Origin of the sequence: Synechococcus sp. CBW1002, assembly GCF_015840915.1 — a bacterium.
GTDB lineage: Bacteria > Cyanobacteriota > Cyanobacteriia > PCC-6307 > Cyanobiaceae > CBW1002.
In genome coordinates, this window is record NZ_CP060398.1 from 655017 (window position 1) to 678160 (window position 23144).

Annotated in this window: 20 protein-coding genes; 11 read left to right on the forward strand and 9 right to left on the reverse strand. The window is 65.4% G+C overall.

The features are described from left to right. Positions 1–215: 215 nt before the first annotated feature. The gene (locus H8F24_RS03090) at positions 216–1709 is read right to left on the reverse strand and encodes a mechanosensitive ion channel family protein (protein ID WP_197170919.1); all 1494 of its coding nucleotides are present in this window, start codon (positions 1707–1709) and stop codon (positions 216–218) included. Between the two features lie 5 nt (positions 1710–1714). Between H8F24_RS03090 and H8F24_RS03095 the strand changes: the two genes are divergently transcribed. Together H8F24_RS03095 and H8F24_RS03100 are read left to right on the forward strand one after the other, a co-directional pair. Then, positions 1715–2128, forward strand: coding sequence for a DUF3307 domain-containing protein (locus tag H8F24_RS03095; RefSeq protein WP_370594791.1), 414 nt, complete (start codon positions 1715–1717; stop codon positions 2126–2128). A gap of 15 nt (positions 2129–2143) precedes the next feature. Then, positions 2144–2827, forward strand: a complete 684-nt coding sequence (locus tag H8F24_RS03100; protein ID WP_197170921.1) for a hypothetical protein — start codon at positions 2144–2146, stop codon at positions 2825–2827. On the opposite strand, the gene H8F24_RS03105 is transcribed toward H8F24_RS03100, so the two are convergent. Both H8F24_RS03105 and speA read right to left on the reverse strand, forming a co-directional pair. After that, positions 2784–4721: an adenylate/guanylate cyclase domain-containing protein gene (locus tag H8F24_RS03105; RefSeq protein ID WP_197170923.1), complete on the reverse strand. Its 1938-nt coding sequence runs from the start codon at positions 4719–4721 to the stop codon at positions 2784–2786. The genes H8F24_RS03100 and H8F24_RS03105 overlap by 44 nt on opposite strands. 729 nt (positions 4722–5450) lie before the next feature. Beyond that, positions 5451–7454 carry a biosynthetic arginine decarboxylase gene (gene speA / locus H8F24_RS03110; protein WP_197171971.1) on the reverse strand — a complete coding sequence of 668 codons (2004 nt, stop codon included), beginning with the start codon at positions 7452–7454 and terminating at the stop codon, positions 5451–5453. 188 nt (positions 7455–7642) lie between these two features. Here speA and ndk point away from each other — a divergent pair, with 188 nt between their 5' ends. Further along, positions 7643–8101, forward strand: a complete 459-nt coding sequence (ndk, locus tag H8F24_RS03115; protein ID WP_197158471.1) for a nucleoside-diphosphate kinase — start codon at positions 7643–7645, stop codon at positions 8099–8101. 396 nt (positions 8102–8497) lie between these two features. Here the strand turns inward: ndk and H8F24_RS03120 are convergent, their stop codons facing one another. After that, a complete protein-coding gene (locus H8F24_RS03120; protein ID WP_231598217.1) occupies positions 8498–9667 on the reverse strand; it encodes an FAD-dependent oxidoreductase in 1170 nt (389 codons plus the stop codon). Positions 9668–9892: 225 nt separating this feature from the next. Here H8F24_RS03120 and gatB point away from each other — a divergent pair, with 225 nt between their 5' ends. From gatB to H8F24_RS03140, 4 genes are all read left to right on the forward strand, one after another. Continuing rightward, positions 9893–11386, forward strand: coding sequence for an Asp-tRNA(Asn)/Glu-tRNA(Gln) amidotransferase subunit GatB (gatB, locus tag H8F24_RS03125; protein ID WP_197170925.1), 1494 nt, complete (start codon positions 9893–9895; stop codon positions 11384–11386). A 157-nt stretch (positions 11387–11543) separates the two neighbouring features. After that, on the forward strand, positions 11544–11810 hold the full coding sequence (locus tag H8F24_RS03130) for a hypothetical protein (protein ID WP_197158465.1): 267 nt from the start codon (positions 11544–11546) through the stop codon (positions 11808–11810). Then, on the forward strand, positions 11807–12034 hold the full coding sequence (locus H8F24_RS03135) for a hypothetical protein (protein WP_197170926.1): 228 nt from the start codon (positions 11807–11809) through the stop codon (positions 12032–12034). Before H8F24_RS03130 ends, H8F24_RS03135 begins: the two co-directional genes overlap by 4 nt. Before the next feature lie 64 nt (positions 12035–12098). Beyond that, on the forward strand, positions 12099–13085 hold the full coding sequence (locus H8F24_RS03140) for a 2OG-Fe(II) oxygenase (protein WP_197158463.1): 987 nt from the start codon (positions 12099–12101) through the stop codon (positions 13083–13085). On the opposite strand, the gene coaE is transcribed toward H8F24_RS03140, so the two are convergent. The 3 genes from coaE to H8F24_RS03155 are packed head-to-tail and all read right to left on the reverse strand — an operon-like array spanning position 13036 to position 15574. Continuing rightward, positions 13036–13725 (reverse strand): dephospho-CoA kinase, encoded by a 690-nt coding sequence (gene coaE / locus H8F24_RS03145; RefSeq protein WP_197158461.1) that lies wholly within the window; start codon positions 13723–13725, stop codon positions 13036–13038. The genes H8F24_RS03140 and coaE overlap by 50 nt on opposite strands. 2 nt (positions 13726–13727) lie before the next feature. Further along, on the reverse strand, positions 13728–14417 hold the full coding sequence (locus H8F24_RS03150; protein WP_197158460.1) for a zf-TFIIB domain-containing protein: 690 nt from the start codon (positions 14415–14417) through the stop codon (positions 13728–13730). Beyond that, the gene (locus tag H8F24_RS03155; RefSeq protein WP_197170928.1) at positions 14414–15574 is read right to left on the reverse strand and encodes an SPFH domain-containing protein; all 1161 of its coding nucleotides are present in this window, start codon (positions 15572–15574) and stop codon (positions 14414–14416) included. The genes H8F24_RS03150 and H8F24_RS03155 overlap by 4 nt, the downstream gene beginning before the upstream one ends. A 123-nt stretch (positions 15575–15697) precedes the next feature. Here H8F24_RS03155 and argJ point away from each other — a divergent pair, with 123 nt between their 5' ends. After that, the gene (argJ, locus tag H8F24_RS03160) at positions 15698–16957 is read left to right on the forward strand and encodes a bifunctional glutamate N-acetyltransferase/amino-acid acetyltransferase ArgJ (RefSeq protein ID WP_197170930.1); all 1260 of its coding nucleotides are present in this window, start codon (positions 15698–15700) and stop codon (positions 16955–16957) included. A gap of 100 nt (positions 16958–17057) precedes the next feature. Further along, complete coding sequence (locus tag H8F24_RS03165; protein ID WP_197169597.1) at positions 17058–18605, forward strand: IS1182 family transposase; 1548 nt, start codon at positions 17058–17060, stop codon at positions 18603–18605. Positions 18606–18747: 142 nt separating this feature from the next. On the opposite strand, the gene H8F24_RS20010 is transcribed toward H8F24_RS03165, so the two are convergent. Together H8F24_RS20010 and H8F24_RS03175 are read right to left on the reverse strand one after the other, a co-directional pair. Then, on the reverse strand, positions 18748–18972 hold the full coding sequence (locus H8F24_RS20010; RefSeq protein ID WP_370594792.1) for a DUF2256 domain-containing protein: 225 nt from the start codon (positions 18970–18972) through the stop codon (positions 18748–18750). 235 nt (positions 18973–19207) lie between these two features. Next, on the reverse strand, positions 19208–21223 hold the full coding sequence (locus tag H8F24_RS03175) for an acyltransferase family protein (protein ID WP_231598066.1): 2016 nt from the start codon (positions 21221–21223) through the stop codon (positions 19208–19210). 147 nt (positions 21224–21370) lie between these two features. Here H8F24_RS03175 and H8F24_RS03180 point away from each other — a divergent pair, with 147 nt between their 5' ends. Both H8F24_RS03180 and H8F24_RS03185 read left to right on the forward strand, forming a co-directional pair. Beyond that, positions 21371–21880, forward strand: a complete 510-nt coding sequence (locus H8F24_RS03180) for a transposase (RefSeq protein WP_197169601.1) — start codon at positions 21371–21373, stop codon at positions 21878–21880. After that, complete coding sequence (locus H8F24_RS03185) at positions 21877–22935, forward strand: IS3 family transposase (RefSeq protein ID WP_197169602.1); 1059 nt, start codon at positions 21877–21879, stop codon at positions 22933–22935. The genes H8F24_RS03180 and H8F24_RS03185 overlap by 4 nt, the downstream gene beginning before the upstream one ends. Positions 22936–23144 lie beyond the last annotated feature (209 nt).

A 23144-nucleotide genomic window follows, 5' to 3' on the forward strand; every position in this document is an offset into this window, starting at 1 on the left:
ATGCGAGGGCCGAAGTGCGAGTGCTGTGGGAGGGGATCCTGCAGGTGGCCGTGCGCTCGGCTCTGCAGGATATCGATGTGAATGATCTGAGGGTCAGTCGGCTGTCGCAGGTGCGACCCCAGATCGAGCCCTTGCAGGTGTGTGTGCAAGGTGGTTGCCGGCCGATGCCGAAGCAGGGCATCGGCGCCAATGACACCGCGCCGCCTGGCTCGCCATCAGCCCCGCAGAACGCCGAACAGCTGCCGCATCCGTTGCAGCACACTCACTTCCGTGGGTCGGTTGCACTGCTGCATCAGCTGATCGAGGCCTGCCTGCCGCTCCTGCACCATCCGGGCAATGCGCTCCAGAAGCACCGAATCCTTCTCCAGCAGCGGTTGGAGGTCACGCCGTTCCACCTCCAGCAGCAGGGTTTCACTGGTGGTTCGCACCGAGGCGCTGCGGGGCGCGTCGGTGAAGAGGGTCATCTCGCCGAACACATCGCCCGGCCCGAGCGTCGCCACCCGGTGGCAGGTGGTACTCCCATCCGACTTGAGCACCTCCACGGACCCGAAGACGATCTTAAAAAGAGTGTCGCCACGATCGCCTTCGCGCACCACGGTTTCCCCGGGGCCGAAGCGCAGGCAGTGGCTTTCCCGGGCCAGGTGTTCCCGTTGGTCCGTGTCCAGGCTGCTGAAGAGGGTGTGCTCAGTCAGCAGCGCCATCCGTGCTTCCGAATCCAGAGGTTCCGCCGGAGGGGTGCCCCGGTCGGGCCGCTTGGGCCGCAGTTCGCGGACCGGATAGGGAACGCTGTGGCCGGCGCGCTTCAGGGCATACCAGATCTGGGAGAGCAGGTCGCTGCGCACGTCGTACCGGCTGGCGTCGGTGGCGTCGAAGTGCCACACCATCAGGTCGTAAACGATGGCGCTGTCGCCGTATTCGGCCACCCAGATCCGTGGGGGAGGATCGGCCAGCACCCGGGGATGCTCCTGCAGCACCGCCAGCATCAGCTGCTGCGCCTGGGCCGGCGGCAGGCTGTAATCCAGCCCCAGGCTGAAGCCGTTCCCCACCGGATCCTTCTGCCTGTACCGGCGCAGCACGGCCTGCGACACCGTGTCGTTCGGAACGACGACGCAAGCCCGATCCAAACTCATCAGATGGGTGTTCATCAGCGTGAGTCCCACCACCGTGCCCTTCGCCTCGCCCAGGTCGATCCAGTCGCCTTCGCGGAAGGGAGGATCCAGCTGCAGAGTGATGCCGGCGAACAGGTCCTTGAGGGTTTCCTGCGCCGCCAGCCCCACCACGGCGGTGAGCACGGCAGAGGTGGTGATCAGCCCCACCAGATTGACGCCGGCGTAGTCACGCAGCACCAGCACGGTGACGGCCGCTGCCGCCAGCAGCAGCAGCAGATCCCGCAGGATCTTCGGAACAGGCGGCCACCAGCCGAGGGCCGGCGGAACCTGCAGACAGCCCCAGAGCGCCAGGCGGATCAGGGCATAGAGCACCGCCAGCGCACCGCCCGTATCCAGCCAGCGCGCCATATCCAGGCCCAGCAGATCGATCCCCTGCAGGGGTCCGCGCAGCAGACTGGCGACGGCCTGGATCCCGAGTGCAACCAGCGGGAGAGCCAGGGGAAGAGGGGGCATGTGTGGCCGCCGCCGCACCATGGCGGCAAGGGCGAAAAGACCCACTGCCAGCCCGATCGTGAGAATGAGGCGGTCGAGGGCGGGCATGGCCATTGGCGCAAACCGCGATCATTCTGGTGCGAATGTTCCCCATGTGCCGAGCGGTCGTGAATGATCCCGCAGTGACCTTCAACCTGTTTCTGATGCTCGCCATGGGGCATTTAGTGGGGGATTTCGCGCTGCAGAGCGATCGCATGGCGGTCGAGAAGTGCCCAGGCTGCGATGTGGTGCTCTCCTGGCGCTGGTGGCTCACCGCCCATGCCGCCATCCACGGCTTCCTGGTGGCCTGGATCACCGGCGTGCCACTGCTGGGTCTGGCGGAATGGGGAATCCACACGTTCATCGACCTGGGCAAGTGCCGCGGCCTGTACCGGCTCAACACCGATCAGTTTCTCCATATTCTCTGCAAAGCCCTGTGGGCGGGGCTGGCCACAATCCCTATGTTTGCTTCAGGGTGGAGGGGATGAGAGAGGCTCGAATCCATGGCAGGTCGCCCTGAAGGCAATCCATCCACCTCCAGGCCTTTGATCCGGCAGCGCCACGCCCTTCTAACTGGCCTGCTGTTACTGGTGGCTGCCAGCCAGCTGCCGGAGGTACTGGCCCAGTCATCCCTGCGGTCCACGTTCCCCGGACGACGCGTCGGAGGAGGAACTCGCGGCGAGTGCAGTTCCAGGCTGGTGGCCAACCTGGTGCCCTCCACCAGCGTGTTCGCGCCGGGCTCGTCCCTCCAGATCGGTCTGCTGGAAGGGCCGACCGCCAACCCGCGTCCCGTGCGCCTCTCCTTCCGTCCGCTCAACAGCGATGCCGCCCACTCGTCGGGTGTCGAACGGCTGCTGCCGGCGTCTCCTGCGGGTGTCACCCTGCTCGCTGTGTCGGCACTGAAAGTGCCCACCGTTTGGGAATCGGCCTACAAATGCGAGGAAGGCAGTGCCACCGCAGCCAATAATCCCCTGGCCTTCGTCCAGTCGGAATCTCCGCCAGCGGTGAGCCTGCTGGTGGCTGATAACGACAGCACGCCGGAGGACAAGCCCCTGCAGACTGCCCTGCAGCAACTGCGCAGGTTCTGTGGCTCCACCGTGCCGCGGGCCCAGGTGGCCAAGGCCTTCGGGATGACGGATGTGGTCAATGGGGAGTGGCCGGCGGAGCTGCCGGTGCGCTGTCTCTGAGCGCTGCGCCGCGCAGCTCCCAGATGTCGAGTGGCTCCTGCCGGCCCTTCACCTGCAGCTCGCCCCAGTGCTCCCACTCCAGGGCCCAGTCTTCAGGCAGTAGCGCCCGGGTCGCCGATGACACCAGCACCCGGCAGATGTTGTCCTGGCGGGTTTTGTCGATGCTCTCCAGCCGGGAGGCGCAGTTCACGGTGTCGCCGATCACGGCATATTCCAGGCGTTCACTGCTGCCCATCGAACCGGCCAGCACTTCCCCGGAGTGGATGCCGATGCGCAGGTGCATCGCCGGGGCCCCTTCGCGGGCCAGCTCCTGGTTGATGGTGTCCAGGCCGTTCTGAATGTCCAGGGCGGTTTCGATCGCGGCACGGGCATCGGCCCTGGGGCTGTTGCTCACCGGTGCTCCGAACACGGCCAGGAAGCCGTCGCCGGTGAACTTGTTCACCATGCCGCCCCGTTTGGTGATCGCCGGAACGCAGTAGGCCATCCCCCGGTTCAGCCAGCTGAGCAGTTCAGCTGGCTGGAGCTGCTCGGACACGCTGGTGAAGCTGCAGGTATCGGAGAACAGAATCGTGACCGGCAGCTGGCGGCCCTCGAAGCGTCCGTCGCTCAGCAACTCCTCTCGCTGCTCCCAGAGCTGCTTGGCCACCGCCGGGGAGGTGGTCTGGCCCAGCAGCCGCTGAATCTGCTGGCGTTGCTGCTGGCTGGCGGCGCCGCGGCGCAACCAGCCGGCACCGGCCATCAGAGAGAGGCCGGCCAGGGGGGTGACGGCACCGATCCAGGCGTGCTGAAGCCAAAGCAGTGCCATCAGCCCCCCGGCCAGTCCCAGCCCCACCAGAGCCACCGCCACCACACTGCGCCGCAGGGTCCTGAAGGCCTCCCCGAGGCCGATCCCGAGCACCACGGCCAGCAGTTCCAGGGCCAGGTCCAGCTGGCCTGAAGAGGTCCAGACATGCAGCCGCAGATCGCCATTCTGTCGTTCCAGCAGGGCCGCCACCCGCAGGGCATGGATCTCCACGCCTGGCATCAGCAGCTGCTTGGCACCACTGGTGAAGCGGGTGTGGGGAATCTCGAACAGATCCCGCAGGGATGGCGCCGTGCTGCCGATCAGCACGATGTGACCCTGGATCTGCGTCGCCGGTACCTGGCCCGCCAGCAGGGCCTGCAGATTCCAGGTGGGAAAGCTGCCCGGTTGGCGGAACGGCAGCATCTGCTGGTAGCCCGCTGCATCGAGCCCGCGGTATCCGCCGGACTCGGTCTCCAGCCAGGGGCCAGGCGCCGAGCCCTGATCGAGAGTGCCGCGCAGGGTCTTGCTGCCGCTGGCCACCTCCGCCAGCCGCAGGGCCAGGGACACGGTGGCTTCATCCTGCCCGGCCACGTGGACCAGATCGCGGCGCATCACCCCATCGGCATCCACCACCAGATCGTTGAAGCTCTGCCGTTCGGGGGGAGCTCCGGGGATCGGCTCGATGCCCTCGGCCACGTTGAAGATCGTGACCAGACGGGGCTCGCTCTGCACCAGCTGCCGCAGGCAGGCCTGGTTCGGCCCCATGCCTTTGTCGCGGTACAGATCCAGGCCGATCGCCACCGCCCCCTCCTGCCCCAGCCGCTCGATGGCCCGGCAGAGCAGGCCATCCTCGATCGGCCAGCCGTAGGCCTGGATGTCGGACTCATCCAGGCCGATCATGGTGATCGGCAGAGCCTTGCCAGCCGGCGCCGGGCGTTGACTGGTGACCAGGTCGTAGAGGAGGAGATCAAGGGTTTCGGCGATCCGGCTGCGCTGCAGGCCCAGCAGCAGCAGGGCCGCCATGCCGTAGGGGGCCATACCCTTGAGCAGGGTCAGGATGCGGCTGCGGATCCGATCACGGCTCGGCAGGGCAAAGCTCCAGCGACCCATGCCGTCGATCTTTCAGAGGAGGAATGCCCCGATTCTGGCGCCTATGTCCGATGCTGCCGCCATCGGTAGGACTGGACAGGCTGGGCAATCCAGGAGATCGCCTGCCATTGGACAGTGGTGGAACGGTTCCTGCAGCTCCTGAAGAGCAGCCCATCAATATCCACCCATCCTTCAGCCATCGAACGGCTCGATGCTGTGCTGGCGGGCGGCGACTCCGCGGAGGATCTGTCGGTGCTATCGCGCTTCATGGCAATCGCCGATATCATGAAATCGCTGAAAACGGCTGATCGATCCCGTTGGCCATACCCGTGGCATAGGTCTGGCTCGGCTATTTCTTCCTCACCGGTCTGTCGAGCCTCGACTACCGCCTCACCGATGGCTGGGCTGGATCCCGAGGGGGAAATTGCCACTCACAAGGAGAGCGGACTGGAGCGTCTGTGCGGCTGACATAATCAGTTCGTCTTTCGTCCGTCGGAAGTGATGCCGGAAGTGATGCCGGAAGCCTCCCCTCTGCCAGCGCTGTCAGGTGGGCGGATCATCTTCGGCTCACTGAATCATCTCCAGATGTTGAATCCTGCGATGGTGGCGGTGTTGCGTCGCCTGTTGCTCCAGTGCAAGAGCTGCACGCTGCTGCGGTACAGACAGGTCACCGATCCCTGCTGGCGCGGCCGATGGGAAAAGCTACGCGGCTTGCGGGCCTGCCTGGGCCGTTGCTAGCGCTGGACACCGTCAGCTCTGCAGGTAGGTGGTCTGGCGCAGGCTGGTTTCGAGGTGATCCATCAGGCGGCGCACTTCGCTGATCCGCAGGTCGCCGCGGCCGATCGCCGCCTCGCTGGCCACCCGGAGCCGCTCCAGCAGCAGCTCCGGGTCGTGTTCCATCGCCTCGAGCACCTCGGCGTTGGTGTTGCCGCGCACCACATGGTCGACTCGGTAGCCGCCGCCGGCCCCGAGGCGGATGTGCACGGCATCGGTGCTGCCGAACAGGTTGTGCAGGTTCCCCATCACCTCCTGGTAGGCCCCCGCCAGGAACAGGCCGATCCAGTAGGGCTCACCGGGATTCAGATCGTGCAGTTCCAACAGGGGCTTCACCTGGCCGCGGTCGATGAAGCGGGCCAGCTTGCCGTCTGAATCACAGGTGAGGTCAGCGAAGCTGCCCAGCCGGTCGGGCCGTTCGTCGAGCCGGTGGATCGGCATCACCGGGAAGAGCTGATCAATCGCCCAGGTGTCGGGAGCGGAGCGGAACACCGAGAGATTGGCGTAGTAGGTGCTGGCCAGGGCCGCCCGCAGGGCGCGCAGATCCTCGGGGATCGGCCCGCTGGCCGGCAGCTGCCCGGCGATGGCCTCGGCGCAGGCCCAGCTGAGCTGTTCGGCCATGGCCCGCTCCGGCAGGCTGAGGTAGCCGAGCCGGAAGGCGGCCAGAGCGTCGTCGCGGAACTTGATCGCGTCGTTCCAGGCCTCCTGCAGCCGCTCCAGCGGGGGAACGTCCCCGGGTTCAGCAGTGGTTGCGGCGGTGGTGTCGAGGCCTGGGGCTTCAGCCTTGGCTTCGCTGTCCCTGCCCTGCACGACCCCCGTGATGCCGGCCAGGGTGTCGCGCAGGTTGCGAACGATCAGCGGTTCGTTCTCCTGCGGCGGCGGCACGGTTCCCGGCACGCCGCTGCGGCCGAGCACATCGAACACCAGCACCGAGAAATGACTGGCGATGGCGCGGCCGCTCTCGCTCACCAGGGTGGGGAGCGGAATCCCGTGCGGTTCGCAGCACTCCCGCACCGTGGCCACCACGTCGTTGGCGTAGTTCTGCAGGGAGTAGTTGGTGGAGGCGGCGGTGGCGGTGCGGCTGCCGTCGTAGTCGATGCCGAGGCCGCCGCCCACATCGAGGAACCCCATTGGTGCCCCCAGTCGGACCAGCTGCAGATAGATCTGCCCGGCTTCCTGCAGGGCGTCCTTGAGGACGGCGATGTCGTTGATCTGGCTGCCGACGTGGAAGTGCAGCAGCTTCAGATCCCCCAGCAGGTCGGCCTTGCGCAAGGCCTCCACCGTGGCCAGCACATCCGGGATCGACAGGCCGAACTTGGCCTTCTCCCCCACCGAACTGCCCCAGCGGCCGGTGCTGCGGGTGGAGAGCTTGGCCCGGATGCCCAGGAAGGGAGCAGCCCCCAGCTCCTGGCTGGCGCGAATGATCCGTTCCACTTCATCGGCCTGCTCGATCACCACCACCGGCTGGCGACCGAGACGCCGGGCCAGGATCGCCGTCTCGATATAGCGCTGGTCCTTGTAGCCGTTGCAGATCAGCAGGGCCTCGGGGTCGTCGAGCAGCGACAGGGCAATCAGCAGTTCGGCCTTGCTGCCGGCCTCCAGGCCGAAGTGCCAGCGCCGTCCGCTCTCCACCAGCTGCTCCACCACATGGCGTTGCTGGTTGCACTTCACCGGGAAGACGCCCTGGTAACGCCCGGCGTAGCCGTACTGGGCGATGGCGCGGGCGAAGGCGGCATGGAGGCGCTCCAGCCGGTCTTCGAGGATGTCGTCGAAGCGGATCAGCAGGGGCAGCGACAGGTTGCGGCCCTGCAGCCCCTGCACCAGCTCGACCAGATCCAGGGATCCGCCCCTCTCCCCCTGGGGCTGCACCAGCACATGGCCGCGGGCATTCACCGAAAAGTAGGGATCGCCCCAGCCGTCGAGGCCGTAAAGGGAGGCGCTGTCGGCGGGGGTCCAGGTGGGAGGCCCGGACGCCGCCATGGCCAGCTCGCCGGCGAGGGAGGGTTGGGCGAGCACCATGGAAACGGCGACGGAGCAGCAGGCGAAATCTAGGCAGTGCGGACCTGAAGCCCTGAGCGGCGGCCGCGGGACCGGTTGGCTGAAGCGGTGTGCTTGCCAAGCGGCAGGGCCGGCGCGGACGATGGGCCCGATCCGATGTTTCCGACTTCATGGCTGCCGAACGCACCTTTGTTGCCATCAAGCCCGATGGCGTGCAGCGCGGCCTGGTGGGCGAGATCCTCGGCCGCTTCGAGCGCAAGGGTTTCAAGCTGGTGGGCCTCAAGCAGCTCACCCCCAGCCGTGAGCTGGCAGAGAACCACTACGGCGTGCACCGTGAGCGCCCGTTCTTCGCCGGCCTGGTGGAGTTCATCACCAGCGGCCCTGTGGTGGCGATGGTGTGGGAAGGCGATGGCGTGATCGCCAGCGCCCGCAAGCTGATTGGTGCCACCAAGCCCCTCGAGGCTGAGCCCGGCACCATCCGCGGTGACCTGGCGGTGAACATCGGCCGCAATGTGATCCATGGCTCCGATGCCCCGGAAACCGCTGAGTTTGAGATCGGCCTGTGGTTCCAGCCCTCGGAGCTGAGCGAGTGGACCCCTTCCGACCAGCCGTGGCGTACCGAAGGCTGAGGCTGCCGCCTCGTTGCGGAAGGCGGTGAATGGGCCCTCTCCCCGTGCTGAGCACCCAGCACCCAGCACCCCGGACACCTGCAAGTGCAGCTGGCCAGTGGAGGCAGCCTCCGACTCCGTATCGCGGGGGAACTGGGCCTCAAGCCACGTCCATGGGAGAAGGCCCCGTTGGCGGCGGTCCAGCTGTAGGGCACCGGTCCACCACTGGTGAGTGTCAGTCGCGGCCGTCGGGTGGTGCTGTTCAACGGTCTGGTGGGCGTCGTGCCGCTGGGGCGGTCCGATGGTGAAGTGTTGGCCCGAGCCTGTAACGGTGTTCGGATTGCGGGCCTTCGCCATTGAGGGGGCATCGCCCCGCCCACCTGAGCAGGGGGCTGCGCGATGCAGGGATGGAGAGCTTCACCCTGGCGGCTGAACCGGAGCCGCGTTCACCGTGCCTGACTGCCGGGCGCTCTGGGGAGAGGCACCAGGAGGAGAGACCGAAGGCGCCATGAAGCGGTCCCAACGAAACGCCTCCAGCAGGCAGGACCTGATGCCTGCGGGCAGGTCCTGCTCGACTGACTGGCCCTCCGGATCCAGGGCAAAGCCCAGCAGTTCCGCCGTGATCGCTGCCAGCAGCACGCCATTGCGGTGGTGGCCGGTGGCGAGCCAGAGCCCCTCGATCGGACTCGGGCCCAGCAGCGGCGCCTGATCCGGGGTGCAGGGGCGAAACCCCCACCAACGCTCCATGGGGGGCCACTGGCTCGCCTGAGGCAGCAAGGCCGCGATGCCGTCCTGCAACTGGCGTTGCCCGAAGGGCGTCAGCCCGTCGGCGAAGCCCGCCTCCGGCTCGCTGGTGGCTCCCACCACCAGCAGCCCGTCGTGCCGCGGCACCAGGTAGGTGCCCGGGCCGAAGATCACCCGCTGCAGGGCCTGGCGCGGCCCCTGCAGCGACAACATCTGCCCCTTGACCGGAAACACGGGCAGCTGGGGCAGCAGCCTGGCGCTCCAGGCCCCGCCCGTGAGCACGGCGCGGCGGGCCGGTAACTGGCGCTCGTCTCCTTCGGCCGTCCGCAGGCGCACTCCCGCCAGGGCGCCACGGCCGTTCTGCTGCAGCTCCAGCACCTCGCTGCCCTCCTGGAAGGCCACACCCAGGGCCACGCAGGCCCGCTCCAGGGCGCGCATCAGGCGGCGGCGGTTGTCGATCTGGCCGTCCTGCTCAAACAGCAGACCCGCCTGCCAGCGAGGGCCGATGCCGGGTGCCTCGCGCTCCAGGGCAGCGCGGTCGAGGGGTTGGCCCCAGGCAGCCGTGGGGTAGCGGTCCCGTTCGGCGATGGTGGGGAAGGGAACCACAATGCCGCAGGGCCGCAGGCCGCAGGAGCTGCCGCCGTCCGCTTCGATCTGGGCGACCCAGGCAGGGATCCGCTGCAGCGACTGCTGACCCAGCTCCAGCAGGCTGCCCTGCAATCCTTCGGCGTGGGGCGCCAGCATGCCAGCGGCCACGAAGCCGGCGGCTTCGCTGCGGCGCCGGCTGAGCACCAGCACCGCTGTGCCGCGGCGGGCGAGCTGATGGGCGATGGCCAGGCCCATCAGCCCACCACCCAGGATCAGCACGGGGTCGCGGTCGGCAGCCGCCTGGTCCACGGGAACGTCTGGAATCGGGCCCTCCAGTGTTCCAGCTGGGCCCCGCAGGGCGCGAGTCATGCACGCACCGCTCGGCGCATGCACCGCACAGCGCTGCGATCACGACCCGCCCGGAGGCTCCAGCGGCGCTCCCCATAGGATCAGCCCACGCATGGGATCTGGAGAACGGTGATGGCAGGGGCTGCTGCAAAGGCCACGGCTGAGGCTGCCTGGGAGGCGGTGATCGGCCTCGAGACCCACGTGCAGCTGGGCACCGACAGCAAGATCTTCACCTGCGCTTCCACCGCCTTCGGCGACGACCCCAACACCCATATCGATCCGGTGGTGTGCGGCTTGCCCGGCACCCTGCCGGTACTCAACCAGCGGGTGCTCGAGTATGCGGTGAAGGCCGCCATGGCCCTCAACCTCAGGATCGCCGAGCACAGCAAGTTCGATCGCAAGCAATATTTCTATCCCGATCTGCCGAAGAACTATCAGATATCCCAGTACGACGAACCCATCGCCGAAAATGGCTGGATCGAAGTGGAGGTGGCTGAGAAGGGTAAGGAAACCTACCTGAAAACAATCGGCATCGAGCGGCTTCACATGGAGGAAGATGCCGGCAAGCTCGTGCATGCCGGCAGTGATCGCCTGGCTGGCTCCACCCATTCACTGGTGGATTACAACCGCGCCGGGGTGGCATTGGCGGAAATCGTCAGCAAGCCTGATCTACGCACCGGCCGTGAGGCCGCTGAGTATGCCTCCGAGATTCGCAGGATCATGCGTTATCTGGGCGTCAGCGACGGCAACATGCAGGAGGGTTCCCTGCGCTGCGACGTGAACATCTCCGTGCGCCGCGGACCCGATGCCCCCTTCGGCACAAAGGTGGAGATCAAGAACATGAACTCTTTCTCTGCCATTCAGAAGGCGATTGAGTATGAGATTCAGCGGCAGATCAAGGCCTATGAGGCCGGCGAGCCGGTGGTGCAGGAAACCCGCCTCTGGGACGAAGCCAAGCAGCTCACCAAGAGCATGCGCAGCAAGGAAGGTGCCAGCGACTACCGCTACTTTCCTGACCCCGATCTTGGACCGATCGAGGTGAGCGCGGAGCAGCGGGAATCCTGGCGCGCCGAGCTTCCCGAACTTCCAGCCGCGAAGCGCCATCGCTACGCCGATCAGCTCGGCCTTTCGATCTACGACGCCCGCGTGCTCACCGATGAGCGCGCCATGGCCGAATATTTTGAAGCCGCCGTGGCTGCCGGGGGAGATCCCAAAGCCGTGACCAACTGGGTGACCGGTGACATTGCCGCGTACGTGAATGCCAACCGACTCCTGATCACCGAACTGCCGTTTCAGGCTGCCCAGCTGGCCGAGATGGTTCAGATGATCGAATCCGGAGTCATCAGCGGCAAGATCGCCAAGGAGATTCTGCCCGAACTGCTCGAGAAAGGCGGCTCACCCAAGGCGATCGTGGCGGAGCGTGGCCTTGGCATGATCAGTGATCCAGCGGCGATCACCGCCATCGTGGAGGAGCTGCTGGCAGCCCATCCCACCGAAGTCGAAGCCTTCCGGGGCGGCAAGAACAAACTCCAGGGCTTTTTCGTGGGCCAGCTGATGAAGAAGACTGGCGGCAAAGCCGATCCAAAGCTGGCCAACCAGATCCTGCTGGAGAAGCTGAAGGGCTGAGGCTTCAGGGAATACCCTTGCTCAACGCCATCTCTGGACGATCATCAAGAGATTGATCGTCGCCCAGCGGTGTTAACGACCCATACGAGCATCAAAGGTGGCGGCTGATAGCGACCACAATGGCTGAAATCCATTCTGATTTCATAGCAACCCCACCATGAGCGAGCACACCGATCAGAAACCGACTTCGCGGGAAATGGTCCGTGCCCATGCAGGCATCGTTCTTCAGCTGATCACAACAGTCAGCGCCGTTGTCATGGCGGCATCCCTGGTGCCCCTTGCCCGGCAGGCGAAAATCTGGGATGCCTGCTATTCCACTTCAGTGCAGTGGCACTCGCAGAGTACGCCGGATGACAACAGGGAAGTGATCAAGGCCTGGGCGACACGCTTCTGCAATGGCGGCTCCCTGAGGCCCAGAGAGTGACGTCCAAATCCCAGCAGGTGGTGAGCCTCTCTGGATGGAGCATTGCGTTGCCATCGAGAGCTGGCCCGCATCCATGCAGACGCGGCGATCGCGTTCTCGGTCGAGCCCGTGGCCTGGTGGGCGTGGTTCATCGTTTCTGCAGCTACGACGTGATCGTGGCTTCCGGGGAGCTGGGCCCCGAGGCCTGCGTGACACGGATGATCTCCGCTCTGACGGAGAGCTGAGCCTGCGGGCGTGCAGACGGCCTGCCAGTCCAGCAACCTGGAACAGTGTCTTGCAGAGTGAGCCGTGGCAACGATTCCTCCAGAGTGGCAGGAGTGGTTCCGGCTCAACCGCGACCGCGGCTGCGACCGCCTCGGACTGATCGAGCGGGGACTGGCCCAGGGCTTCACGGCGGAAGCCATCACCGCCGTCCTGGAGGGAGAGGCTCCATCCAGGACATGCCTTCGCTTGCCAGGGGCGGTACCGGCGGAGCCATCTCCGGGAGCTCCTCAGGCATCCTGGCTTCACTGGTTCCAGGCCCGCCTCACCGATCCACGCCAGCGTCCCCGCGCCTGGCGTCTCGATACCCCGCTGGCACAGGTGTACGAGATCCCTGGGTTCCTCTCGGCGGAGGAGTGTGACGTGATCCGGGTGGCGATCGATGGATCCCTGCAACCATCCACCGTGACCCAGGGGCCGGCGGACTATCGAACCAGCCGCACCTGTCACCTGCGGGATGGTGATCGCGCTCTGGCTGCGGATCTCGATCGACGCCTGGCGGAGCTGCTGGGTGTGGATCCGGCCTTCTCGGAGGGGCTGCAGGGGCAGCGCTACGCAGTGGGGGAGTACTTCCGCGAGCACACCGACTGGTTCACCCCCGGCACCGAGGAATACCGGCACCACACCCGCCCGGGGGGGCAGCGCACCTGGACGGTGATGATCTACCTCAATGCCGTGGAGGCCGGCGGCGAAACCCGCTTCCGCCTGCTGGATCGCTCCTTCACGCCGGTGCCGGGGCTGGCCCTGGCCTGGAACAATCTGATGGCCGATGGATCCCCCAACCCCTACGTGCTCCATGAAGCTCTGCCGGTGCGGCAAGGCTGCAAGTACGTGATCACCAAGTGGTTTCGCGCTGAGCAGGGGCGTCATTGCGGAGGGCCCGACTCAGGGCGCTGGGACCGGGGAGATCCCGTGGTGGCGATCCCGGAACGCAGTCGCCTGCCTGGAACCGCACCATCCCGTTTCACTGACTCTGACCAGCCGCCGCGAGGGCCCGTTCCACCGCTTTGGTGAGCGCATCGCTCGTTCCCCGGTTGTCGATCAGACGGTCTGCCAGGGCCCGCTTGCGCTCCAGGGGCCACTGGGCGTGGATGCGACGAAGGGCCTCCGCCTCCGCTAGCCCGTCGCGGTGGAGCAGGCGCTGCCTCTGCTCGGCTGCGTCGCAATCCACCAGCCATATCTCGCTGCAGAGGTTGTCGAGACCTGCTTCAAACAGCAGCGGGATCATCAGCACCACCACCGGTTCAGCCGCCAGCCGCTGCAGCTCCTGATCGAACCGGGTTCTGACCCGCGGATGCACCAGCTGCTCCAGCCAGAGGCGCTCGGCCGCATCAGCAAAGACGATCCTGCCGAGGGCGGCGCGATCGATCGCTGCGGTGCCGTTGCTGCTGGTTTTGGCCCTCACCACCGGGCCATAGCGCGCCAACACGGCCTCCGCCCCGACACTCCCAGCGGCCAGGGCCTCGCGGGCGTAGGTGTCGGCATCCAGCACCGGCAGTCCGAAGCTTTCAGCCAGGATCCGTCCCACCGTGCTCTTGCCGCTGGCGATACCGCCTGTGAGGCCGATCCGCCGCTGCCGGCCCCGCCACCGCTCCCCCCGCGACCGGTTGCCACTGCCACTGCTGCTTCCAGTGCCACGGTTGCTGCCAACCATCCTCAGCCCCCCAACAGGCGCTGCAACCCTCGGGTCAACAGGGTGGCGAGGTCGGCGTCCAGCCAGTCGGTCTGGCGGCCGCCGGACTCCAGGTTCTGCAGCTCCTGTTCGCCGGCACGACGTTCAACCTCGTCCTGCCGCCGGCGCCGCTCCTGGTCCCGTTGCTCCTCCTCCATGCGGGCGGCGTGGTGCAGCAGTCCGCCTGCATGGGCCCATTCCATCAACTGCCGCAGTTCGCCGGCATCGAGCCAGAGCCCGTGGTCGCGGCAGCGGTCCACGATCACGCCACTGCGCTTGCCGTAGAGGCTACGGTTCATCAGGTCGTCGCAGACGGGGCAGTGGCGGTAGCGCAGCGGTGGGCTGCTGCCGGCTGCCTGCTCCACCAGGCTGTTCAGCCTGGGGCCGTCGATGTCGATCGATGGTCGTACCGCCTGGCTCAGCAGCTGCTCCAGCACGCCGTGGCCCAGGAACAGCCCCAGGCAGGTGTGGCAGCGGCCCACCACCAGCGGCGGATCGCCCCCCAGCCGCAGCTCCTCCAGGGACTGGCGGCAATCCGGGCAGCTGAGATCCTGCATCGGGCCGATCGATTCGGCCTGCACCCAGCTCTGCAGGTCCACGTCCTGGCGGCTGCCGCAGTAGGCGCAGACCACGGCCTGGGGGGGAAGGGGTGCGGCGCAGCAGGCGCACTTCATGGCTCTGGCACCGCTGGAGGAATGGGCGGAGGGGGTGGTGGCGCCTGCAGCAGCACCGCCAGCTCGGGCAGATCGGCGGCCCGTTGCCAGGTCTCCAGGCCCGGATGCCACAAAAGGCTGGCGGCTGTGAGCTGGCCCTGGTCCCGCAGCACCAGCAGCTGCTCGGCGGTGTAGGGCCCGAGCTGCTGCTGGCCTGCCAGCAGGTGGTAGTGGCGGGCAGGTGTGCCGGCCCCCGGCCATGCGCCTGCTCCTGGAGCTGCTGCCGGCGGCCCCGAGGCTGCCGCCGTTCCAGCCAGCCGTTGGGCCATCGCCAGGCCGATACCCATCCCCACCCCGGCCGCCGCCTCGCCGCCGGGATTGGCCGCCGCCTTTTCCATGGCGATGCCGGCCTGATAGGTGGTGAAGGCCTGCAGGTCGCCGCTGAGGGCGATCTGGTTGCGGCGATCGAGGGCCGCCTCCACTTCCGGCGGCAGCGACAGGTTCTCGATCAGCAGGCTGGTGAAGGCCAGTCCGTAGCCCTCCACCTCCTGCGCCAGTCGTTGGCCCAGCTCGCCAGCCAGTTCGTCGTAGTTGGCCGCCAGGTCCAGCACGGGGTGCTCGCTCTCGCCCAGCAGGTCGGCCAGGCGGGTCACGATCAGGTTGCGCAGCTGCTCGCTGATCCCCTCGATGTTGAAGTGCGGTTGGCTGCCGGTCACTTCGCGCATCAGCTGGGCCGGATCCCGCACCTGCAGGGCGTAGGTGCCGAATCCCCGCAGCCGCACCGGCCCCAGCTCCCGGTCGCGCACCAGCACCGGGTGGCGGGTGCCCCATTTGAGGTTGGTGAACTGGCGGGTGGCGACGAACACCACCTCCGCCTTGAACGGGCTCTCGAACCCGTAGGGCAGGGAGAGCAGGCTGGTAAGGAAGGGAAGGTTGCGGGTCTCCAGCACATAGCGGCCCGGCCCGAAACCATCGGCGATGCGCCCCTCGTTCACGAACACGGCCCACTGGCCTGGGCGCACCGTGAGCTGGGCGCCCATCTTGATGGCGTTGCCCTGGCGCGGAAACCGCCACACCAGGGTGGCTCCGGCATCGGCATCGGGGCCCTCAGACTCCCCCTGCTCGGGCCATTCGATGACGTCGATGAACTCGCTGCGCACCTTCTCCCAGATCGCCATCGGCGTCGTGCTGCGGCCTTGAACGCAGGCTAGGGGGGTTGCCAGCGTCCGTCAGGGCAGGATTGGCCCAGGCGTTTCCAAGCCGCGTGGTTGGCCGCCTGCCGTTTCCGCCGCCGCCGTTCCATGTCCGCCGGTTCCCTCTCCGCCCTCTGGCATCCGATCACCGGCGGCGTCACGGCGCCGGCCGGGTTCCTGGCCGCGGCGGTCACGGCCGGCCTGAAGCCCTCGGGCAACCCGGATCTTTGCCTGGTGCTGGCCCCGGAGGGGGCCATCTGCGCCGGCACCTTCACCACCTCGCTGGTGCGCGCCGCCTGCGTTGACCTCTGCGCCGAGCGGCTGGCGGCCAGCGGCGGCCGGGCCCGGGCGGTGCTCACCAACTCCGGCCAGGCCAATGCCTGCACCGGCGATCGCGGCCTGATCGACAGCCTGCGGGCCACCCAGGCGGTGGCCGATCGGCTGGGCCTGGCGGCCGAGGAGGTGCTGATCTGCTCCACCGGTGTGATCGGCGTGCCGATCCCGATGGACACCCTGGTGGCGGGCCTCGATCCGCTGGTGGCCGCGCTCAGCCCCGAGGGCGGCGCCGCTGCCGCCACGGCGATCCTCACCACGGATCTGATCGACAAACAACTGGCCCTGGAGGCGGATCTGGGCGGCCGGCGGGTGCGCCTCGGCGGCATGGCCAAGGGCTCGGGGATGATCCACCCCGACATGGCCACGATGCTGGGCACCCTCACCTGCGATGCCGGTGTGCCTGCCGAGCTGTGGCAGGCGATGGTGCGGCGGGCGGTGGATCGCTCCTTCAATGCGATCACGGTGGACGGCGACACCAGCACCAATGACACCTACCTGGCGTTTGCAGCCGGCGAGCCCTTGAGCCCCGAGCACTTCGACGCGCTGGAGGCCGGCCTGACGGCGGTGTCGCAACACCTGGCCCGCGCCATCGCCCGCGACGGCGAGGGCGCCACCTGCCTGATCGAGGTGCGGGTGGAGGGGGCAGCCGATGAGGCCGGCGCCCGCGCCATGGCCCGCACCATCTGCGGCTCGTCGCTGGTGAAGTGCGCCGTGCACGGCCGCGACCCCAACTGGGGCCGGATCGTGGCAGCGGCGGGCCGCGCCGGCGTGGCTTTCGATCCGGAGGCGGTGGCCCTCTGGCTGGGGGAGCACCAATTGATGGCGGCCGGCCAGCCCCTGGCCTTCGATCGCCCGGCCGCTTCGCAGTATCTGAAGGATCGCGCCGCCGGCAGTTATCTCGGCGGGCCTGGACCCGGCGGCGACACGGTGCTGATCCGCCTGGTGGTGGGCAAGGGTCCCGGCCAGGGCTGCGCCTGGGGCTGCGATCTCTCCGACCAGTACGTGCGCATCAACGCCGATTACACGACCTAGGAGCCTGTCGCGCATAGATCAGCACCCAGTCTCTCCACAGCCGCCCATCAATCTGCCCAGATCCCAGTGACTGCAATGGATCTGGGCGATACACTCGGGCATGCAGAAGCGCAAGACCTTTCGCCCCTGGCAGCCGCAGCAGGCCACCCTGCTGCCGCCGTCACCGCGTGAGTGGCTCTCAGAAGACCACCAGGTGTATTTCCTGCTGGACCTGGTGGATGAGCTGGATCTCTCCGCGATCCTCGTACCCGCTCAGGCCAAGGACCCCCGCGGAGAGAAGGGATTCGATCCACGCATGATGACGATGCTGCTGCTTTACGCCTACTGCGTGGGCATCGTCTCCTCCAGGAAGATCGAGCGGGCCTGCTACGAGGATCTGGCATTCCGCGTGCTGACCGGCAACCAGCAGCCGGACCACAGCCGAATCAGCGAGTTCCGCCGGCGCAACCTTGATGCCCTCAAGGGCCTGTTTATTCAGATCCTGCGCCTGTGCCAGAAGGCGGGGATGGTGAGCCTGGGCCATGTGGCCCTCGATGGCACCAAGGTGCAGGCCAATGCCTCCAAGCACAAGGCGATGAGCCACGAGCGGATGCTCAGGGCGGAGAAGGAGCTCCAGAAGGAAATCAACGCCTTGATCCGCAAGGCCGAGATCCTGGATGCCCAGGAAGACCGGCGCTACGGCAAAGGAAACCTGGGCAGTGAACTTCCCGATGAGCTGCGCCACAAGCAGGGCCGCCTCGCAAAAATCCGTCAGGCCCGCAAGGAGATGGAGGCGGAAACCGCTGCAGCTGCAGCGCGGCAGCGGCAGGAGGAAGCCGAGAAGGCCAGAGCCAAAGCGACCGCAGCCGAGGAATCGGATGGATCGGCCCCTGAGCAGGCCGAGCTGAACAGGAAAGCGGAAGCCGCAGCGGCAAAGGCAGCAGCGGCGGGGGACAAAGCCATCGAGGCCGCCGAGAGCGCTGGCCTCGAGCCACCAGATCTGGAGCCACTCGCCTCTGACGCGATGCCCAGGCGTGGTCTGGCGAGAAAGGCTGACGGCACACCGACGGCCAAGACCCAACGGAATTTCACAGATTCCGACAGCCACCTCATGCAGTCCGGCGGCACCTACCTGCAGGGCTACAACTGCCAGCTGGCGGTCGACAGTGACCACCAGGTGATCGTGGCGGTGGGCGTCAGCAACCAGCCACCGGACGTGGAGCACCTGGAGCCCATGCTGGAGCGGATCGCCGCCAGCGCCGGTGAACTGCCGGACGTGATGACGATGGATGCGGGCTACTGGAGCGACGACAACGCAGGTCACTGTGAGGACCTTGGCATTGACGCCTACATCGCCACCGGCCGTCTGCCGCATGGGAAGCCGCCACCGCCACAGCGAGGACCGCTGCCCAGAGATGCCGACGCCAGAACCCGCATGGCCCGCAAGATCAGAAGCAAGAAGGGATCCAGGATCTACGCCCAGCGCAAAGCGATCGTGGAGCCGGTGAACGGCCAGATCAAGGAAGGCCGGGGCCTGCGGCGGTTTCTCTTGCGGGGCCTGGAGAAGGTCGATGGTGAATGGCATCTGATCGCTGCCACCCACAACCTGCTCAAGTTGTTCCGGTACAGGCGATCACAGCAGCAGCTCTGGGCAGCAGCGACGGGATGAGGGGTAGAGACCCTGGCAATGCCGCCAGGGCTGAGTCAACCTCGCCCCAATGAACCAGCTCAGCGGGAGAGGTAGACCTCAGAGCTCACCTCACCGGGATTCGTCGTGACCAGGGGCTCGCTGCTCTATTGGCAACAAACTCCTAGGCAGAGATCCGGGCTTGGTTTCTGCGGTCGTTGCGGGTCCTGCGGCAGCGATCCGAGCAGTAGCGAACCTCCTCCCAGACGTCCTTCCATTTCTTGCGCCACTGAAAGGGCCTGCCGCAGGCCTGGCAGACCTTGGTGGGTCGCTCCGCGTGATGGGGCATCAGGGAAGTGGGCGCCGAGCCACGGTCCGTTACAAACTGCAATACTATGGCCATGGTCATCGAGCGGGTCCTCTGGGTCCGCTTTTTTGTGGGCAGATGACTGGCTGGAATCGGGCGACTGCTCAGACTTTCACGGCGGCAGCTCAGGACGGGCCCAAAGCAGTCCCAGCTCGGATGCCCGCATGAACGAGGACCCGGCGACCCAACGGCGTGAATGCCATCCTGAAAGTCGGAGGAGGAATCGGCGAGGTTGATCGATCCCGTAGTTGGCAATCACCAGAGCTCGCGACAAGCGTCATTGCGCCATGAGTGCCTTACGAATCGCATTGGCTGACAGCCGTGCTGCTTCCACCGATGGGTGGGAATGCTCGTCACGGTAAAGAACCTCGCCATCTCGACCAAGGTAGGTGCATTCCTTACGCGAGCAGAAGATATCGAAAAGATCCACCACTGTGATCTTCCGAGTCCTTTCTTGCTCTCGTAAAATCATGTCCAACTTGGATCGCCTCACCAGAGATACTTCTTTATTGGGAATCGGGCAGTGATTCCCCGGCGGTCGGAACCACTGAGGGATGGCGTTCACGGGCTTGCAGTTCGCCTCGCGGGCAAACGGAAGGCCGTGAAGCACGGCAAGGTGAACCCCTTTGGAGGAGAGCTCCTGGGAGAGCTCCTCCAATCCTCGCTTAAATTGTTGACGCCGCCTTTGAGCTCTGCCCGTATCTGCTGCTGGCGTGAGATCTGATAAATCGTTGATCAGAAAGACCAAATCTCCTCTGCGCAGATCTTTCATCAATGAGGGCGCGACTTGCTCCCAGTAATACGTGTTTACTTCTTTATACGCGCTGAAGTTATCCATCCCCTTGACGGGAGACGCCCCCCAGGATGACGTGATCGTAATGGCGTAGCCATCTCTCTTGACCAGCTTACTGAAGGCTTGCACAAATGCTGCAGAGAATGAATTACCCAGCACCAGCACCCGACGCTTTGCCTTGCCTGGGTCGCCCAATGTGCATCCGGCAGAGGTGATGATCTTGCCAGCCTCTGAGTTTTCAGTCAGCACGCATGGCCGCCCTTGCCACGCACGACCTGTTCCTGAAAGGGTAAACTTCTGCAGAAGGGATTCCACTCCCCTGGCGGCAAGTTCAAGCTGCTCTCCGGTATAAAGAGAAATCGGCAGCCTCTGCAGGCCGATCACCAAGCCAGCCGTACCTGCGGATGCGCTGATCGCAAAGCCGATCGTTTTCCATCGCATTGCGGACCACTCCGCTCGACGCAAAGGTGTCTCGACATATCGATAGGAGAGAATTCCCAAGGCAAGCATCAGCGCCACTTGGACGGGGATCGACCACCAGCGAATCCCAATCGTCCATCGGCTGATCGAGAGAATTCCCCAATGCCAAAGATAGAGAGAGTATGAAATCAGACCGATGTACGTTATCTTGTCATTAGTCAAGACAGCGTACATCAACGTCCCCTTTCTCAGGCATGCAATCAGCACTGCCGTGGCGATAACGACGGCAAGCGTGCCGATGACAGCCAGCTCCAAAGGCAGCCATAGGATCGCCACCAGGCAGGCGGCAACGGCCAGGGGTGGCAGGGATTCTGTCCACCGCAGCAGTTGACTGGGATGCCTCAGGCCCAGAAACAGCAAGCTCCCCGCCCCGATTTCCCAGAACCGAGGCGGCATCAGAAAATAAGCTGCTGGCTGATTCACTTGATAGAGATAAAGGAATCCGATCAGTGATGCGACGGAGAGAAGCCCAGTCACCCAGAGCAGATTGGATTCACCCCTGACCGTGGCGCGGCCGAATCCTGAGAACCAAATCAAAAATGGATAAACAAGATAAAACTGCTCCTCGACCCCCAGAGACCAGGTGTGGGTAAATGGATTCAGCTCGGTTGAAGAGGCAAAATAGTCAGTTGCCGATCCGTAAAGGCTGAGATTGGAGATGCCAAACATCCCTTTCCATGCAAGCCCAAGTTCGTTGTACGGTTCGGGGTTGAAAAAGCAGATCAACAGACTGGTAATGACCGTGAAGAGAGCCAAGGCTGGGATCAGCCTTTTGAGGCGCCTGGCATAGAAGCCGAGGAAGAAGTCCTGGAGCGACTCACTGCGGTGATTGGCCAGAGACGAGGTGATGACAAAGCCAGACATCACGAAAAAGATGTCCACGCCGAGATAGCCACTGGGCATGGCGTTCTTGTTGATGTGATTCACGATAACGGCGATCACCGCCAGGGCCCTTAGACCATCAATCTCGGGCCTGTAGTTGGATTTTCTGACCTCTCCTTCTGCGACAATGCTTTTCAAGGCCTGGCTGTCCTGGTTTCCGAAGATTCTGCAGGGCCGATGGTTTGGCATGAACCCGCTGAGTTGCCACGGATTTCTTCCCCCCCCAGTGTCAGCAAAGAAGTCCGCTCGGTTTGACCCGTCCACCTGGGGGCCCAACCGACGACTATGCAACCGCCCTATGACGCCGCTCTGCGGCAAGCCGTCCGCCTGCGGATGAGCCCTCCGAACCTTGAGAGCGTGGCTGAGATCGCCCGCGACACCGGGATCACGGCGCAGACCATCTACAACTGGCGGAGCCAGTGGCAGAAGCAGGGCCAGCTGGTGCCTGCCACGAACCGGCCGCCGGAGCAGTGGAGCGCTGCCGACAAGCTGGCAGCCGTGATCCAGGCCGCAGGACTGAACGGAAGCGAGCTCGGGTCGTTCTGCAGGGAGCGGGGGCTGTACCCCAAGCAGGTTGCCCGTTGGCGCCAGGCCGCCGAGGATGCCAATGGCCCCAGCGCGCCGAGCATGGCTGATCAGCGGGAACTGCAACGCAAGAATCAGGAACTGGTCCGGCGGAATCGCCAGCTGGAGCGTGAATTGCAGAAGAAAGAAAAAGCACTGACAGAAGCGGCGACGTTGTTGATGCTCTCAAAAAAGTTCAACCAGATCTTTCAACCGGACGAGGATCCTTGATTCCGTCTGGCGATCGCGGTGCGATCGTCGCGCTTCTACAGGAAGGCATCAGTCGTGGCCTTTCGGCCAAGGCCATTGCTGATCTTTTCGGCCTGGCGACACGCACGCTGAGGCGATGGGGCTTGATGATTCGGACCCAGGGATTCAGCTGCGATCAACGCAAGGGAGCGTCCAGGCATGTCATGCATCGTTTCAGCGAGGAGGAGCGCCAACAGGTGTTGTCCACTGTCAACGATCCACGCTTTGCCGATCTCACGCCTGGTCAGATCGTGGCGATCCTTGCCGAGGAGGGAGTCTACGTGGGATCGGAGTCAACGATTTACCGCATCATGCGCCAGGAAGGCCTGTTAAATCATCGCGGCAGGAGCCGCCCACCGCGGGAGCCAAGAGAGCCACCCGTGCTGGAGGCAACGGGCATCCATCAAGTGCTGGCCTGGGATATCACCCTGTTGCCGGGGCCTGCGAAGGGTCAGTTCTACTACCTTTATATGGTGATGGATGTGTGGAGCCGGCGCATCCTTGGCGTTGAGGTGCACGATCGTGAATGCGGCGAACTGGCCAAGCACTTCTTTGATCGTGTCTGCCGTGATGAAGGGATCAGCTCGGGGTCGACCACGATCCTGCACGCCGATAACGGAGCACCCATGCGCTCCTACACCTTGGCCGCCAAGCTGGCCGAGCTCGGCATCTCCCTGTCATTCTCGCGGCCGCGGGTGAGCAATGACAACGCCTACGTTGAGTCATGGTTCCGAACCATGAAATATCACCAGAGCTATCCAGTGCGTCGTTTCCGGGATCTTCTCTCAGTGCGTGCCTGGGTCGATGGTTTTGTTGACTGGTACAACGCTGAGCATCGTCACAGCGGCATCAAGTATGTGACGCCCAATCAACGTCACTACGGAGAAGCTGACGCGATCTGCAGAGTCCGTCAGCAGACCTATGAGCAGGCGCGTGCGCAACATCCACGCCGCTGGGCCAGGCCACCTCGCGATTGGGCTCAGCCAACAGTCGTGCGGGTCAACCATCCCAGACCGCAGGACACTGTCGCTGCTTGAAGATCAGAAACCCAGGCCCCAGGGGGTTGTGGTTGGACCGCCCGCAAGAGGCGGGCCGGCCTCAGCCTCCGACCGGGGGCCGGCCGCTCAAGCCTGCGCTCCTGATCAACGCGCGATGACGATCAACATCCGATCTCGAAGCCCATGATCCTCCATCCGGAGTAGGCTTTCTGAGGTACTCAGATCAGTACCCTGAGCGGACATCTTTG

Bases quoted from the DNA above. Each gene is read 5' to 3' on its own strand.
- H8F24_RS03090 (WP_197170919.1), bottom strand. From the start codon at position 1,709: ATGCCCGCCCTCGACCGCCTCATTCTCACGATCGGGCTGGCAGTGGGT.
- H8F24_RS03100 (WP_197170921.1), top strand. From the start codon at position 2,144: ATGGCAGGTCGCCCTGAAGGCAATCCATCCACCTCCAGGCCTTTGATC.
- H8F24_RS03105 (WP_197170923.1), bottom strand. From the start codon at position 4,721: ATGGGTCGCTGGAGCTTTGCCCTGCCGAGCCGTGATCGGATCCGCAGC.
- speA (WP_197171971.1), bottom strand. From the start codon at position 7,454: ATGGCGGCGTCCGGGCCTCCCACCTGGACCCCCGCCGACAGCGCCTCC.
- ndk (WP_197158471.1), top strand. From the start codon at position 7,643: ATGGCTGCCGAACGCACCTTTGTTGCCATCAAGCCCGATGGCGTGCAG.
- H8F24_RS03120 (WP_231598217.1), bottom strand. From the start codon at position 9,667: ATGGGCCTGGCCATCGCCCATCAGCTCGCCCGCCGCGGCACAGCGGTG.
- gatB (WP_197170925.1), top strand. From the start codon at position 9,893: ATGGCAGGGGCTGCTGCAAAGGCCACGGCTGAGGCTGCCTGGGAGGCG.
- H8F24_RS03130 (WP_197158465.1), top strand. From the start codon at position 11,544: ATGAGCGAGCACACCGATCAGAAACCGACTTCGCGGGAAATGGTCCGT.
- coaE (WP_197158461.1), bottom strand. From the start codon at position 13,725: ATGGTTGGCAGCAACCGTGGCACTGGAAGCAGCAGTGGCAGTGGCAAC.
- H8F24_RS03150 (WP_197158460.1), bottom strand. From the start codon at position 14,417: ATGAAGTGCGCCTGCTGCGCCGCACCCCTTCCCCCCCAGGCCGTGGTC.
- H8F24_RS03155 (WP_197170928.1), bottom strand. From the start codon at position 15,574: ATGGCGATCTGGGAGAAGGTGCGCAGCGAGTTCATCGACGTCATCGAA.
- argJ (WP_197170930.1), top strand. From the start codon at position 15,698: ATGTCCGCCGGTTCCCTCTCCGCCCTCTGGCATCCGATCACCGGCGGC.
- H8F24_RS03165 (WP_197169597.1), top strand. From the start codon at position 17,058: ATGCAGAAGCGCAAGACCTTTCGCCCCTGGCAGCCGCAGCAGGCCACC.
- H8F24_RS20010 (WP_370594792.1), bottom strand. From the start codon at position 18,972: ATGACCATGGCCATAGTATTGCAGTTTGTAACGGACCGTGGCTCGGCG.
- H8F24_RS03180 (WP_197169601.1), top strand. From the start codon at position 21,371: ATGCAACCGCCCTATGACGCCGCTCTGCGGCAAGCCGTCCGCCTGCGG.